Here is a 14,337-nt window from a genome sequence, read left to right as displayed (position 1 = left end):
CCGTGCGCGCGGCGGCGCGGACCGGTCAGGAATCGAGAAGCCCTGGGCGGGCGCCCCGACCTAGCGTTTCCGGCACGGGCCTCCCCGCCGGGGAGGCCACCGCCGGGAGGTAGGCATCAATGGATACGCGCATCCGCCAACTGCACCGCTGGCTCTCTGTCGCCTTCACCGTGACCGTCGTGATCACCTTCGTGGCGCTGGCGCAGAAGGACCCGATCGTGTGGGTCTCCTACGTGCCGCTGCTCCCGCTCGCCCTGCTCCTGATCAGCGGCCTCTACCTGTTCGCGCTGCCGTACCTGCGGCGCCGCCGCGCCGTCGCGCGCCCGCGCTGACCTGGGGGATTACCGGGGCCGGTCAGCGGGCAACACTGGCGGATGGACCAGAAGGTGATGGTGTTCGCCCCGGCCCCGCTGTTGACGGTGACGATCGAGCAGCAGGGCGAAGCGACCGAGCTGCATCTGCACCCGGGCGGGCAGGGCGTGTGGCAGAGCCGGATGATCGCCGCGCTCGGCGTGCCGGTGACCATGTGCGTGGGCCTCGGCGGCGAGGTCGGCGACGCGGTCCGCAAGCTGCTCGACGACGAGGACGTCACGGTACGGATGGTGCGGCGCGAGTCCGGCACCGGCTGGTACGTGCACGACCGGCGGGACGGCGAGCGGACCGAGATCGCCGAGAACCCGGGCGTGCCGATGGTGCGGCACGACATCGACGAGCTGTACACGGTGACGCTCACCGAAGGGCTGCGTGCCCCGGTGAGCGTGCTCAGCGGACCGGCCGACCCGGGTGTGGTGGACCCGGACATCTACCGGCGGCTCGCCGCCGACCTGAGCGCCAACGGCGGAACCGTGGTGGCCGACCTGTCCGGGCCGTACCTGGAGGCGGTGCTCGACGGCGGGGTGAGCGTGCTGAAGGTCAGCCACGAGGAACTGCTCGACGACGGCCTGGCCAAGGACGACAGCGTGGAGGCGCTGCGCGACGCCGGCCGGCGCTGCCAGGATCGGGGCGCGCGGACGGTGCTGATCAGCCGGGCCGGGGAGCCCGCGCTGGCGCTGCCGGAGGACGGCGAGGCGCTGCTGGTGCACGCCCCGCCGCTGGAGCTGGCCGACCACCGGGGCGCCGGTGACTCGATGACCGCCGGGGTGGCGGCGGTGCTGGCCCGGGGCGGCGACATGCGGGAGGCGCTGCACGTCGGGGCCGCCGCGGGCGCGCTGAACGTGACCCGGCACGGGCTGGGCACCGGCCGGGCCGAGGCGGTACGGGAACTGGCCGGCCGGGTGCGGCTGACCCCGCTGGACGGTGACGACGATGACGGCTGACCGGCCGCCCCGGGTGCTGGTGACGAACGACGACGGCGTGCACGCCCCCGGCATCCGCGCGCTGGCCCGGGCCGCGTACGAACGTGGGTTGGACGTGGTGGTCGCCGCGCCGCGGCACGAGGCGAGCGGGATGAGCGCGGCGCTGTCCGCGGTGACCGAGGACGGGCGGCTGGTGTTCGGCGAGACGGAGCTGGACGGCCTGCCCGACGTGCCCGCGTACGCGGTGGCGGCCTCACCGGCGTACATCGCGGTGCTGGCCGGGCTCGGCGTGTTCGGGCCGGTGCCGGACCTGCTGCTGTCCGGCATCAACCGGGGCGCCAACGCCGGCCACGCGGTCCTGCACTCCGGCACCGTCGGCGCGGCGCTGACCGCGGGCAACAACGGCATCCGTGCGCTGGCCGTGTCGCTCGACGTGCTCACCCCGGCGGCGGCGAGCGCGGGCAGCGGTGGCGCGGCGATAGCGGTGCTGGACAGCGTGGACGACGAGTCCCGCCACTGGGCGACCGCCGCCGAGCTGGCCGCGACGCTGCTGCCCTGGCTGGCCGAGGCGGACCCGGGCACGGTGCTCAACCTCAACGTGCCCGACCTGCCGGCCGATCAGGTGGCCGGGCTGCGGCAGGCGACACTCGCGCCGTTCGGTCAGGTGCAGGTGTCGGTCGCCGAGCGTGGCGAGGGGTTCGTGCGTACGGCGGTGGAGGAGAACGCGGTCCGCGCGGTCCCCGGCACCGACATCGCCTGGCTGGCCGACGGGTACGCCGCCGTCACCGCGATCCGGGCGCTCGGGCACCTGCCCGACGTCGAACTGCCGGTCGACCGGTGAGGGACGGCTCCGCCCCGCCACCTCGTGCGGGCGGCGGGGCGGAGAGCGTCACTCGCCGGCGGCGCGCCGCCGGTCGGCCTCGGCGTCGGCGGCGCCCACCGGGGTGCCGTCGCTGTCGCGGTCGGCCCCGGACAGGTCCACGTCGGCGCCGGCCCGGGCGGCGTCGGCAGCCGCGTCGTCGGCGCCGACGACCTCACCGCCGCCGGTCTGTCCGTCGTCGGGGACCAGTTGCCCGGCGGTGGCCAGCCCGATCGGTGCGTACCTGGGGTCGGTCATCTCGTCCTCCTCACCGGTGTTCCTCCGGAAGCGGTACCCCGGTACGGGACGCGGCACACGCGCGGGTCAGCGGTCCCGGTCGAGGAAGTCCAGGGTGACCGCGGCGAACAGCGGCGACTGGTCGATGTCGTAGTGGGTCAGGCCGGGCAGGATCGCCAGCGCGTGCCCGCCCGCCGGGCGGCCCTCGCCGGTCCAGCCGCCGTCGCGCCGGCCACCGTCGAGCAGCTCGAACACCTCCACGAAGTGGCTCGGCGGGGCCATGTCGGCGTCGGCGGCGACCACGAGCGTCGGCACCCGCAGGGCACGCACCTGGTCGGCGAGGTCGAAGTCCTTCCGCATCGCCTCGCCGATCTTGTCGAGCAGCCGGGGGAAGTCCTCCGGACGCGGCGCGACCCGCTGGTACAGCTCGTACATCGGGGTGTCCTTCAGGTACTCGGCCGCCGCGCCGTTGACCTGGCCCTGCTGCGCCAGCATGTCCGGGTAGACGGCGTCGCGGCGGATGTGCGCGGACGCGGCGACCAGCCGGCCGATCTTCTCCGGGTGCCGGAAACCGACGTGCAGGGCGACGCCGCCGCCGAGGGAGAAGCCGACCACGTCCGGCCGGTCCAGCCCGAGGTGGTCGATCAGCGCGGCGACGTCGTCGGCCATCAACGCCATGTCGAGCGGCCGGTCCACGTCGGCGGTGCGGCCGTGCCCCTGCAGGTCCACCACGACGACCTGGTGTTTCGCGGTGAGCACGGGCAGGATCGGCGCGAACATCTCGCCCGAGGTGAGGCCGCCGTGCAGCAGGATCATCGGCCGTCCGCTGCCGTGTGTCTCGTGGTAGAGGCGTACGCCGTTGACGTCGGCGTACCGCCCGGGGGCGTGGGTCTCGTCGCGCTCGGTGGTGGTCATCGGTGCTCCTCGGATGTGCTGACCTGACCACCGGTGGACCGGGCGGACGGGGCGTACTCATCGCCGCGCGCCCGGGGTACTCGCGTTCATGCAGCATGTGGGCTAGTTTCAGCCGGGTGAGCGAGGTGGCGAGCGTTCCCGTCGAGGCACAACTAGAGGCGTACCGGTCGGAGCTGACCGGCTACTGCTACCGGATGCTGGGTTCGGCCTTCGAAGCCGAGGACGCGGTGCAGGACACCTTCGTCCGGGCCTGGCGCAACTTCGACAAGTTCGAGGGGCGGTCCGCGCTGCGGACCTGGCTCTACCGGATCGCCACGAACGTCTGCCTCAGCATGGCCACCAGCGCGCAGCGCCGGGTCCGGCCGATGGACCTCGGCCCGGCGGGCGTCGGCACGGCCACCCATCCCGGCGAGCCGCGCCCGGAGCAGATCTGGGTCGGCCCGGCGCCCGACGACCGGGTGCTGCCCGAGGTCGCCGACCCGGCCGAGGTGGTCGCCGGCCGCGAGTCGGTGCGGCTGGCGTTCGTCGCGGCGTTGCAGCACCTGCCGCCCAAGCAGCGCGCCGTGCTGATCCTGCGCGAGGTGCTCGCCTGGTCCGCCCAGGAGGTCGCCGATCTGCTCGACACGTCGGTGGCGAGCGTCAACAGCGCGCTGCAGCGGGCGCGGGCCACGCTCGCCTCGGCCGACACCGAGGCCGACGCGCGCCGTCCGCTCGACGAGGAGCAGCAGGCGCTGCTCGCCCGCTACGTGCGCGCGTTCGAGGCGTACGACCTGACGGCGCTGACCGCGCTGCTGCACGAGGACGCGACGCTGTCGATGCCGCCGCTGCCGCTGTGGCTGCGCGGCCCCGCGCACATCGCGGACTGGATGGCCGGCACCGGCAGCGGCTGCCGCGGGTCCCGGCTGGTGCCGACGGCCGCCAACGGAATGCCCGCGTTCGGGCACTACCGGCGTGACCCCGACGGCTCAGGACATGTGCCGTGGGCGCTGATCGTCATCGGCGTCTCCGGCGGCCGGATCACGTCGCTCAACAACTTCCTCGACGTCGACCGCCTGTTCCCGCTGTTCGGGCTGCCCGACCGGCTGGAGGAGGGCGCCGGCCAGCCCGAGCAGGCCGGCCAGCTCGCGTAGGTCGTCGCCCGCCCCGCGTACCTCCAGCCCCCAGCCGAAGCGGCGCGCGGTCAGGCGCAGCCGCGCCAGCACCTCGACCGTGACCAGGTCGGGCGCGGCGACAGCGGACACGTCGCACACCACCACGCCCCGGTCTCGGCCGCGCAGCGCCTCGGCCAGTTCGGCGCAGCGGGCGGCGATGTCCGCGCGGGTCGGCGTCCCGCCGGCCAGGGAGAGCATGTGCGTGATCACACGCATTGGACCGGCGTACGTCCCGGCTCTCATCGGTACGCGCGTGCCGAACCGCGTGCAGTTACATCGACGTTAACTGCTATACCAATCATCGGTGCTCGGCTATATGATCCCGGTAGTTCACCCCGAAGCCTCACGAAACCGCAGCTCCCCGCACCCCTCGGGTCGAACTCCGCAAGCCAGGTGCCCCGCATCGTCGTGCCTGGCGACCGCCCGGCGTTGCGGTTCAACCTGCCGGAAAGGTGGGAACGGATGACAGGGATGCCGTCCTTGGTCATCGGCGTCGCGTCCTCGTCGGCCGAGCGACGGCAGCTCGCCCAGCTGCTCGGCGGCACCGAGGCGTTCCTGATCGTCTCCAGCGTCCACCAGGCCCGCCGCTTCCTCGACCTGGTCCGTCGTCCGTCCGGCCCGCCGCCGTCCGGCCCGCCGCCGTCCCGGCCGCAGCCCGCCGGTGAGCCGCCCGCTCCGTCGTCCGGCGCGTCCTCCGTCCCGTCGTCCGGGCTGGAGCTGGGTGTCGACTCCGACCGGCGGGTGCTGCGCTGGCGGGAGCGGGAGGTCGGGTTGACGCCGCTGGAGCACGACCTGCTGGTCTGCCTGGCCGGCACGCCCGGTCAGGTGTGGACGTACGCCCGGCTGCACCGCGCGGTCTGGGGCAACGACCACCTGGGGCGGGGCTCGGACATGCACTCGGTGGTACGCCGCATCCGGCGCAAGCTCGCCCGCCTCAACGTCCCCGCCACCATCCACGCCGTCCGAGGCGTCGGCTTCCGCCTGACCCCACCCTGACCCCGCCCTCCCCCACCCTGACCCCGCCCGGCCCGCGCCCCGCGCCGCTGATCTTGCACTTGCGGCCCCTCGGGTGGGGCTTTTGTGCGCCTTGCCCGGGCGTCAAGTGCAAGATCGCGGGGGAGAGGGGGTGGCGTGGGGCGGCCCGCCCGGTGCGGGGCACCGGGCGGGCCGACTCATGTGTGTTTCGGGTCAGCAGCGGGTGGGGGAGAGGGTGAAGTCCTCCACCGTGGGCGTGCTGCTGTTGATCTTCGTTTGGCGCGTCTGGGGCTTCCAGCCGTCCTTCGCGACGATCAACGTGAGCGGGTTGTTGCGCCGGTCCATCCAGTAGGCGTACCGGCCCTGGGCGTCGGTCGTGAAGGTGTAGGAGTTCGCCCAGGAGTCGACCTGCACGGTCACGCCCGCCAGTGGCGCCGTCGCGCCCTGGCAGCTCTTGCCGGAGACCGTGCCGGACAGCTTGCCCCAGGTGTTCGGCGGCTGCGCGATCATGGTCACCGCCACCGGCTCCACGGTGTACGGCGTGTCCTCCTTGATCGCCACCGACGCCGAGTACGTGCCCGGCTGGTCGACGTTCGCCGTCATCGTGAGGGTGACGGTGACCTTCTCACCGGGCGCCAGCGTGACCTTCGACTTGTCGACGGTCAGCCAGCTCACGTCGGCGGCGGCCTCCGAGCACTCGGAGAAGCCGGGCAGGACCTCGCTGTCCTTGGTGGCCGTGAAGCTGCCCGACGAGCCGCCGATCTTGTAGAACCCGCAGGCCGCGCCACCCCGGTAACGGGGGGTGTTGGCGTTGGGCAGGTTCGCCCACGAGTTGGTCGCCGGGTCGAAGGCGAAGCCGGCGTTGGTGATGGCGCCGCCCTGCGACCCGCCGACGACCAGCAGCTTGCCGTTCGCCACCGCGTACGAGGAGGCCCAGCTGTCGGCCGGCGCGTCCGGGATGGCGGTCCAGGCGTTCGCGGACGGGTCGAAGGCGTACCCGGCCTTCTGCGACGTGGTGCCGTCGTTGCCGCCGGTGCAGTAGACGGTGCCGTCGATCCCGCCGCAGGACAGGAACGCCACCGACTTCGGGTACGCGGGCAGCGTCTCCCAGGCGTCCGCGCCCGGATCGTAGCGGACCACCGAGTTGGACATCGGCGTGCAGCTGGCGGTGGTGCAGCCGCCGATCGCGTACAACTTGCCGCCCGCGACCGCCTGGCCGGCCGCCGAGCGCGGCGCCGGGTTGTCGGCCTTGCGGGTCCAGGTGTTCGCCGCCGGGTCGTACGAGAAGGTGGCGGCGTCCGGTCCGGCGGCACCCCAGCCACCGGTGGCGACGATCTTCCCGTCGAGCACGCCGACCGTCATGGCGTTACGCGCGCCGGGCAGGTCGGCGATGCCGGTCCACGCCTGGGCGATCGGGTCGTACCGGTAGTTCTTGGCGCTCGACGTGGTGCCGTCGCCACCGGCGATGGAGTAGACCTTGCCGTCGACGCTGACGACCCGGTTGTCCATCACGTTCGACGGGTAGCCCGGGATGGTGGTCCACGGGTCCGCCTGCGGGGCCGCCGCCGCGCCGATGCCGGTGGACGACTTGCCGGACGAGCGGGCCGCGAACGACGTCGCGGCGGTCAGCCGCTGGACCGGCGCGCCGGTCGAGCCGAGCAGCGCCTGCTGGGACAACTGGGAACCGTCGGCCCGTTGCAGCACGAACCCGCCGTCGCGTTCGCTGAACTCGGCGTTGACCGGCACCCCGCCGGTGTTCGTCACGGTGAACGTCTTGCTGACCTTCCCGCTGGGCATCCGGACCGTGCCGGTGATCGAGGCCGGCTTCACCGACAGCCGGCCGGCGGCGAGCTGGAAGTTGGCCGCGGTGGCCCAGTCCTCCTCGACCGTGACCTGCTTGGTCTGGCTCACGTAGTTGCCCGCGCCGGCGGTGAACGGGTGCTTGCCGGTCAGCGACGAGAACATCCAGTAGAAGCCGTCGGGCAGTTCGGTGTCATCAGGCGTGGCCACCGTGGTGGCCTTCTCCGCCGGGCGGTCCTTGCTGGTCACCGTGGCGCCGTTGACGTAGCTGTTGTCGTTCTTGTCGCGGACGTGGCCGAGCACCAGGCCGCCGTTCACCGGCTTGCAGACGAGCGTGCTGCCGATGAGGACGTTGTCGACCTGCCACCACCATTCCCAGCTGGCCTCGTAGTAGTGGAAGCGCACCCGCACCTGCGACTGGCCGGCCGCCTGCGGGATCGGCACCTCGGTCACCCGCGGGCCGCGCACGTCGGCCGCCTGCCGCAGCACGTTGCTCCACGTGGTGCCGCCGTCGAGGCTCAGGTCGACGTCCGCGCGGTCGCTGTTGAGCCAGTTGTAGTCCTGGTTGAACCGGATCACCGGCGTGGTCACGCCGGTGAGGTCGACGACCGGGCTGACCAGCGAGGTGTCCTGCTGCCCGCCGCTGCCGTAGTTGTCGCTGTCGATGATGGCGAAGTTGCCGCTGCCGCCGGTCAGGTTGCCGCGCTCACCGGCGTCGGTGAACTCCCAGACCTGGCCGGTGCCGGCGTTGTCCACCACGGTCCAGCCGTCCGGCACGCCCGTGCCGTCGAACGTCTCGTACTCGCCGTCGGAGCTGACGGTGTAGCCGGGGGCGGTGGTGCACGCCTCGGGGTTCGCCTGCACCGCGATGTTGGCGACGGCGTTGCCCGATCCGACGGTGACCTCCTTGGTGGTGGTCAGGTAGCCGGCGTACTGCGGCTCGACAGTGAGCCGGTAGGTCGCCCCGGACGGCAGCGACAGGCTGTAGCGGCCGGTGGTGGGCGTGGTGTAGTCGGAGATCGGCGTGCCCTCGACGCTCACCTTCGCGTACAGCGGCCAGCCGTGCCCGGACCCGTCGGTGACCTGCCCGCTGACCGTCACGCTCGGCACCGCGGTGAGCGCGACGTCCAGCGTGGTGGTCGTGTTCGCGGTGACGGTCGCGGACAGCGTGCGCGTGGCGTACCCGAAGGTGGAGACGACGACCTGGTAGTCGCCGGCCGGCAGCAGCGAGGAGTACGTGCCGTCGGCGCCGGTGGTCAGCGTGCGGTCCGCCGCGCCGGACAGCGTGACGGTGGCGCCGGCGATGCCCGCGCCGGTGGCGGCGTCGGTGACCTTGCCGGCCAGCGTGCCGTTGTCCCCGATCGGGGCGGCGGCGAGCAGCGCGAGCGCGTCCAGCCGGCCCTCGCCGTAGACGTTGTTGTCGTCGGTGGTGCCGCCGCACTGGGTGTCACCCTTGTCGATCGCCGCGTCGTCGAGCAGCGCGCGGGTCGCCGGGACGTCGCCGACCAGGGTGGGCGCCGCCGACCAGAGCAGCGCGATCGCGCCGGCCAGGTGCGGCGCCGCCATCGAGGTGCCGCTGATGCTGGCGTACGAGTTGGTCGGCACGCTGGAGCGCACGTTGACGCCGGGCGCCGAGATGTTCGGCTTGATCTCGCCGTTCTGCCCGGTGCCCCGGGACGAGAAGCTGGCGATGTTGTTGTTGACGTCGTACGCGCCGGCCGAGTAGTTGCTGGCCAGGCTGCCCGGCGAGCCGCTGGTCTGGCAGGACGGGCCGTTGTTGCCGTTGGACCAGACGCCGAAGATGCCGGACGCGGTCCAGGCGTTCGTGACGTCCTCCATGAACGGCTCGTTCGACGGCGTCCTGGTGCCCCACGAGTTGTTGATGATGTTCGGCCGCTTGCTGGCGTCCGGGTTCTGCCCGTTGAGGTCGGTGGGCTCCAGCATCCACTGGCCGGAGGAGACCAGCGCGGCGTCGGACGGGCAGCACCCGTTCGCGGCGATCCACTTGACCTCGGGGGCGACACCGATCTGGTTGGCCCCGTCGGCGCCGGCCATGGTGCCCATGGTGTGCGTGCCGTGGCCGTCGGAGTCGCACGGCGCGGTGGCGCACTCGTCGGCCGCGTCGAACCAGTTGTAGTTGTGGTCGAAGGTGCCGTCACCGTTGTTGCCGCGGTACGAGTTCACCAGCGCCGGGTGGTCGAACTGGACGCCGCTGTCGATGCTGGCCACCGTGATGCCGGCGCCCTTGACGCCGTACTGGGACCAGACGTCGTCGGCGTTGATGTTGGCGATGCCCCACTCCAGCGCGTTCGCCGACTTCTCGTCGGTGCCCGGGATGGTCTCGGGGAGCTTGTACTCGATCGGCGCGTACAGGCCGTCCACCTCGGAGTGGGCGGCGAAGTTCTGCGCCATGGTCAGCGAGCCGTCGGTGACCTTGATGGCGTTGGTGGCCCAGAAGCTCTGGTACTTCGTGCCCGAGCGGTCCAGCTCGGCGCGGATCTTGGCCTGGCTCTCCGCGGCGGTCTTCTTCAGCGCCGCCGCGACGGCGGCGCCGCGCTCGTTCCAGTCCTTGATCGCGGTGGCCTTGCCCAGGTCCGCCTTGCCCGAGAAGTGGATCCAGAAGTCGCCCTCGCTCTTGCCCTCCAGCTGCCGGGTGAGTTCGGGGCGGATCTTGTCGCCGGCCGACGCGCCGGTACCCGTGCCGGCCTGTGCTCCAGTGCCGGTGGCGGCCAGCGCGGTCGCGGCGAGCACCAGGGCGGCGCCCGCGCTCACCAGCCGCCGGGCCGGGCCCCATCTGTGTGGACGTCTCAGCATCGGTGCTGCCTCCTGTTCCGATGACCCGCTGATGATCGAGCCATGGCAGAAGGGCCAGGAGACGCGCTCTCCCGACTGGTCGCACCGGTATTACCAGAACCCCCCAGGCCCCCTAGGTGTCCGTGCGGGTCTACGCCGGTCACCTGAATGGACACTATGATCGACATGAGGGAACGATCAATGACCGTACGTGAGCAACATGTCACCAACAGGCCCCCGGACCGGATGGCTTGTTGACAGTTTTTGTCACGGTGGGGCGCGGTGACGACTGACGGCACGAACGCGGCGAACTCCGGCACCGAGCCGCCGGAGCGGCCCTTCTCGCTCGTCATCGGCGTGACGTTGTCCCCGGCCGAACGGCTGCGGCTGACCGAGCTGCTCGACGGCGTCGCGCCACTGTTGATGGTCGCCGATCTGGACGAGCTGCGCGAGTTGATCACAGCGGACGCGCCGGACCCGGCCGGCGCGCCGGGTCCGCCCGTACCCGAGCCGAAGCCCGCGCCGGACGGCGCGCTGGTGATCGACGCAGCGCGCTCCACCGCCCGGTGGGGCGACCGCGAGACCGCCCTGACCCGGCTGGAGCGCGACCTGCTGACCTGCCTGACCGCCGAGCCGGTACGGGTGTGGAGCTACGCCGAGCTGCACCGGGCGGTCTGGCGCGACGCGCCGACGCACGGCCGGGCCGACGTGCAGTCCCTGGTGAAGCGGTTGCGACGCAAGCTCGACGAGCTGGGCACCGGCGTCACCATCGCGGCGGTACGCGGTGTCGGCCTGCGGCTCACCGACCACCGCCACCCCCGGGTGCGGGGCGACTGACCGCTGCGGCGGCCGGACGGCGGCACGGGTGACCCGATCGGAGGAGCGGGCCTGCCGGTGTGGCCGGAATTGATGGCGACCGGTCGATTACCGGTGCGGCACGTATCGCGAAATGTCTTTGCCTCCTACGGTGGCGTCCGGCACGCGGACGGAGGGACCCGGGAATCACCCGAGGGGGGCCGTCCCGGCGGACAGGGAGAGTCATCTCGATGCGAGTTTGGAGTCGCGCGGTGGCGGTCATCGCCGCCGGCGCGGTCGTGGTGGTGGGCGTACCGGCGCTCGCCGGCACCGTCGTCGTGCGGGACGCCGGCGCGGCCGGCCGGACCGGCGCCCAGGCGACCGGGAGCAGCGCCGCGCTCGGCGCCGCGCGTACCACCGCCACCCGGGCGCTGGTCACCCCCGGGGACACCCGGCTGATGCCGACCACGCCCCGCACCGACACGCCGCGGATCACCAACGGCGAGATCACCGACATCGAGGTGATCGGCAACCGGGTCTTCATCGCCGGCACGTTCACCTCGATCGCGAACGTCGGCGGGTCCGCGATCGCGCAGAAGTCCCTGGCGTCGTACAACCTGGACACCGGCAAGGTGGACACCGCGTTCAAGCCGGTCATCGACGGGGCGGTCACCGCGGTGGAGGCGTCACCGGACGGCTCGTCGCTCTACATCGCCGGCACGTTCAACACGATCAACGGCGTCACGAAGCGCAAGATCGCCCGGCTGAACCCGACCACCGGCGCGCCGATCGCCGCGTTCACCGCCACCGCCAACGCGCGGGCCACCGCGCTCGCGGTGAGCGGCAACGCGGTCTACGTCGGCGGTCAGTTCGCGACCGTCAACGGGGTCAGCCGCAGCGGCCTGGCCGCCCTCAACCCCACCACGGGCGCCGTCGACACCGGCTTCAACCTGCCGCTGACCGGCGGCATCGGCGTCGGCGGCATGCTCACCGTGCAGCAGCTCAAGCTCACCCACGACCGCAGCAAGCTGCTGGTCGTGCACACCGGCCGCCAGATCGCCGGCCAGGACCGCTACGGCGTGGCCCTGATCGGTACGGCCAGCAAGGCGCTGCTGCCCTGGCGTACCCGGCTGTGGGAGGACAACCTCTCCTTCGTCGGCGGCATCCAGCGCGTCTTCGCCGGTGACATCGCGCCGGACGACTCGTACTTCGTGGTCACCAGCGGCTCCGGCGGCGACCGGCCGCCGATCAACGACACCGCCATCGCGTACCCGCTGACCGGGAACGACCACGTCGAGCCGCTCTGGATCTCCCGGCACTTCGACAGCATCTACTCGGTCGCGATCACCGACACCGCCGTCTACGTCGGCGGGCACTTCAGCTGGCAGGAGTCGCCCACGTCGAACGTGCCGTGGCCCGGCCTGGACAACGTCGGCTACGGCACCGGCCAGGGGCTCAGCGGCTACGGCCTCGGCGACCAGGTGGTCCGCCGCGACCACCTCGGCGCGCTGGACCCGCTCACCGGCACCGCGCTGGAGTGGAACCCCGGCTCCAACTCGTACGAGGGCGAGAAGGCGATGATCGCCACCTCGCGCGGCCTGCTCGTCGGCGGTGACGGCAACGTCAAGGGCGGCAAGACCACCGGCCGGGTGGCCTTCTTCGACCTCTCCAAGGAGCCCGCGCCCGCGCCGCTGGACACCACAGTCACCACGCCGATCGAGGGCGCGGTGAAGCCGGCCGGCGAGGAGTTCACCATCAGCGGCCAGGCGCTCGCCCCCGCCGGAGTGGCCCGCGTCCAGCTGGAGATCCAGGACCGCAACAGCGGCAAGTACCTCCAGGCCGACATGACCACCTGGGGCGCGTTCAAGGCGATCAACACGACGCTCGCCGCGCCGAACGCCACCTCCACCACGTGGAGCCTGCCGGTGACGCTGCCGGCCGGCGTCTACCAGTTGCAGGCCAAGACGTTCGACCGCAACGGTGCCGGCGACACCACAAAGGCGGTCAAGAAGATCGAGACGTTCCGCTTCGACGACCTGCCGCCGTCGACCCGGATCAGCTCACCGTCGGCCGGCTTGCTCGCCACGCAGACGTTCGTGGCCTCCGGCACCGCCACCGACGACAAGGGTGTCAACTCGCTGATCTACTCGTTCCGCACGCCGGACAACAGGTACCTGCAGGACGACGGCACCGTCGCCGCCGTCTACAACACGTTCCGCGGCGAGCCGGACGTGATCGGCGCGACGTCCACCACCTGGCAGTACGAGGTCACGCTGCCCACCGAGGGGCAGTGGAAGATGACCGCCACCGCCGTCGACACCACCGGGCAGAGCGACCTGCGCGGCGACACCCGCGACTGGACCGTCTCCGCCAACGGCGTACCGCCCACAGTGGCGATCACCTCGCCGGTGGCGATGACCCCGCCGGGCAACCCGGCGCCGCTCACCGTCGCGCCCGGCGGCACGATCACGTTCGCCGGCACGGCGAACGACGACGACGCGCTCAAGTCGGTGGAGATCTACCTGCGCAACAACACCACCCGCGAGGCGCTGGCCAGCGACGGCACCTGGGGCGCCGACTCGGTCGCCGGCTACCACCGGATCTCCCCGGCCAACCTCGACGCCGCGACGTTCGACTGGTCGTTCACCACCGTGCCGCTGACCCCGGGCGTCTACGACTTCCGGGTACGCGCCACCGACAAGCTCGGCCTGACCACCTCCAGCAACAACATGGGCCGGCTCACCGTCACCGCTCAGGTGCCCGGCGACGCCTTCCCCAACGGGTTGCTCAGCTTCACCGGCACCAACCAGGACATCGACCAGCTGCACCTGGACCTGGCCGGCACCGCCACCGACGACAAGGGCGTACGGGCGGTCCGGATCGCGCTGCGCGACCTGGACACCGGCCGGTACGTGCAGCCAAACGGCACCATGGCCGCCGCGTTCGCCACTGTCGACGCGACGCTCGCCTCGCCCGGCGCGACCAGCACCGCGTTCACGCTCTCGATCGACCTGCCCACCCGGGGCACGTACAGCGTCGAGGCGTGGGCCGTGGACACCGCCGGTCAGCAGGACAACTCGACAAGCGGCGCGACCGCCCGCTACCTGGTCTACCCGGGTGACACCGACCCGACGCTGGAGCCGAGCATCACGCCGGTCGAGGGCCAGGCGTACACCGGCGGCCGGATCGTGATCACCGGCCGGGCCGTGGACGACGGCGGGATGCAGAAGGTCGAGGTGCAGATCGGCAACAGCGCCGGGCAGGGCATGAACTCGGCCGGCACGTTCGGCCGGGCGGGCGCGCCGACCAGCTGGCCGTGGATCGCCACGTTCCTCACCAGCCCGGGCTCGCCGGGGTCGAACTTCGCGTACACGTCGCCGGTGATCCCGGCCGGCACGTACACGGTGACGATCCGCGGCATGGACAACCGGGGGCAGTACCAGCAGCCGCCTCGTACCGTCACGGTGACCGTCACCGACTGACCGGACGGCCTCGCGGGCCGGTCCGCGCCGGGTCT

10 protein-coding genes and 1 pseudogene are annotated in these 14,337 nt (G+C 72.3%); 7 read left to right on the top strand and 4 right to left on the bottom strand.

The genetic code is table 11. The annotated features are described in order from the left end of the window. The first annotated feature begins 119 nt into the window (after positions 1-119). From O7542_RS15975 to O7542_RS15965, 3 genes are read left to right on the top strand one after another with little or no spacing between them, the layout of a single operon-like run. Entirely contained in the window at positions 120-332 is a 213-nt protein-coding gene (locus O7542_RS15975) for a hypothetical protein (RefSeq protein WP_043325155.1), read from the top strand. A 42-nt stretch (positions 333-374) separates the two neighbouring features. Next, positions 375-1,316 carry a PfkB family carbohydrate kinase gene (locus O7542_RS15970; protein WP_262419337.1) on the top strand — a complete coding sequence of 314 codons (942 nt, stop codon included), beginning with the start codon at positions 375-377 and terminating at the stop codon, positions 1,314-1,316. Continuing rightward, positions 1,306-2,136: a 5'/3'-nucleotidase SurE gene (locus O7542_RS15965; RefSeq protein WP_069090042.1), complete on the top strand. Its 831-nt coding sequence runs from the start codon at positions 1,306-1,308 to the stop codon at positions 2,134-2,136. Before O7542_RS15970 ends, O7542_RS15965 begins: the two co-directional genes overlap by 11 nt. A gap of 48 nt (positions 2,137-2,184) precedes the next feature. On the opposite strand, the gene O7542_RS15960 is transcribed toward O7542_RS15965, so the two are convergent. Together O7542_RS15960 and O7542_RS15955 are read right to left on the bottom strand one after the other, a co-directional pair. Continuing rightward, positions 2,185-2,412 carry a hypothetical protein gene (locus tag O7542_RS15960; protein ID WP_043330397.1) on the bottom strand — a complete coding sequence of 76 codons (228 nt, stop codon included), beginning with the start codon at positions 2,410-2,412 and terminating at the stop codon, positions 2,185-2,187. Between the two features lie 66 nt (positions 2,413-2,478). Next, complete coding sequence (locus O7542_RS15955) at positions 2,479-3,306, bottom strand: alpha/beta fold hydrolase (RefSeq protein ID WP_281604810.1); 828 nt, start codon at positions 3,304-3,306, stop codon at positions 2,479-2,481. Between the two features lie 95 nt (positions 3,307-3,401). Between O7542_RS15955 and O7542_RS15950 the strand changes: the two genes are divergently transcribed. Further along, on the top strand, positions 3,402-4,436 hold the full coding sequence (locus O7542_RS15950) for a sigma-70 family RNA polymerase sigma factor (protein WP_064447444.1): 1,035 nt from the start codon (positions 3,402-3,404) through the stop codon (positions 4,434-4,436). 30 nt (positions 4,437-4,466) lie between these two features. On the opposite strand, the pseudogene O7542_RS15945 reads toward O7542_RS15950, so the two are convergent. Continuing rightward, positions 4,467-4,655: pseudogene (locus tag O7542_RS15945) on the bottom strand (hypothetical protein); the annotation flags it as partial. Positions 4,656-4,928: 273 nt separating this feature from the next. Between O7542_RS15945 and O7542_RS15940 the strand changes: the two are divergent. Further along, the gene (locus O7542_RS15940) at positions 4,929-5,453 is read left to right on the top strand and encodes a winged helix-turn-helix domain-containing protein (RefSeq protein ID WP_281604809.1); all 525 of its coding nucleotides are present in this window, start codon (positions 4,929-4,931) and stop codon (positions 5,451-5,453) included. Between the two features lie 192 nt (positions 5,454-5,645). Here O7542_RS15940 and O7542_RS15935 read toward each other — a convergent pair whose 3' ends face one another. Continuing rightward, entirely contained in the window at positions 5,646-10,046 is a 4,401-nt protein-coding gene (locus O7542_RS15935) for a S8 family serine peptidase (RefSeq protein ID WP_281604808.1), read from the bottom strand. A gap of 261 nt (positions 10,047-10,307) precedes the next feature. Between O7542_RS15935 and O7542_RS15930 the strand changes: the two genes are divergently transcribed. Together O7542_RS15930 and O7542_RS15925 are read left to right on the top strand one after the other, a co-directional pair. Continuing rightward, on the top strand, positions 10,308-10,862 hold the full coding sequence (locus tag O7542_RS15930; protein ID WP_274477943.1) for a winged helix-turn-helix domain-containing protein: 555 nt from the start codon (positions 10,308-10,310) through the stop codon (positions 10,860-10,862). 209 nt (positions 10,863-11,071) lie between these two features. Then, entirely contained in the window at positions 11,072-14,302 is a 3,231-nt protein-coding gene (locus O7542_RS15925) for an Ig-like domain-containing protein (protein ID WP_274477944.1), read from the top strand. Positions 14,303-14,337 lie beyond the last annotated feature (35 nt).

It is taken from the genome of Micromonospora sp. WMMC264 (genome assembly GCF_027497275.1).
Lineage (GTDB): Bacteria > Actinomycetota > Actinomycetes > Mycobacteriales > Micromonosporaceae > Micromonospora > Micromonospora chalcea.
This window is presented reverse-complemented; position numbering and strand designations above follow the sequence as displayed.

Excerpts from the sequence above, each read along its gene's own strand:
- O7542_RS15975 (WP_043325155.1), top strand. The coding sequence starts at position 120 with ATGGATACGCGCATCCGCCAACTGCACCGCTGGCTCTCTGTCGCCTTC.
- O7542_RS15970 (WP_262419337.1), top strand. The coding sequence starts at position 375 with ATGGACCAGAAGGTGATGGTGTTCGCCCCGGCCCCGCTGTTGACGGTG.
- O7542_RS15965 (WP_069090042.1), top strand. The coding sequence starts at position 1,306 with ATGACGGCTGACCGGCCGCCCCGGGTGCTGGTGACGAACGACGACGGC.
- O7542_RS15960 (WP_043330397.1), bottom strand. The coding sequence starts at position 2,412 with ATGACCGACCCCAGGTACGCACCGATCGGGCTGGCCACCGCCGGGCAA.
- O7542_RS15955 (WP_281604810.1), bottom strand. The coding sequence starts at position 3,306 with ATGACCACCACCGAGCGCGACGAGACCCACGCCCCCGGGCGGTACGCC.
- O7542_RS15950 (WP_064447444.1), top strand. The coding sequence starts at position 3,402 with ATGTGGGCTAGTTTCAGCCGGGTGAGCGAGGTGGCGAGCGTTCCCGTC.
- O7542_RS15940 (WP_281604809.1), top strand. The coding sequence starts at position 4,929 with ATGCCGTCCTTGGTCATCGGCGTCGCGTCCTCGTCGGCCGAGCGACGG.
- O7542_RS15935 (WP_281604808.1), bottom strand. The coding sequence starts at position 10,046 with ATGCTGAGACGTCCACACAGATGGGGCCCGGCCCGGCGGCTGGTGAGC.
- O7542_RS15925 (WP_274477944.1), top strand. The coding sequence starts at position 11,072 with ATGCGAGTTTGGAGTCGCGCGGTGGCGGTCATCGCCGCCGGCGCGGTC.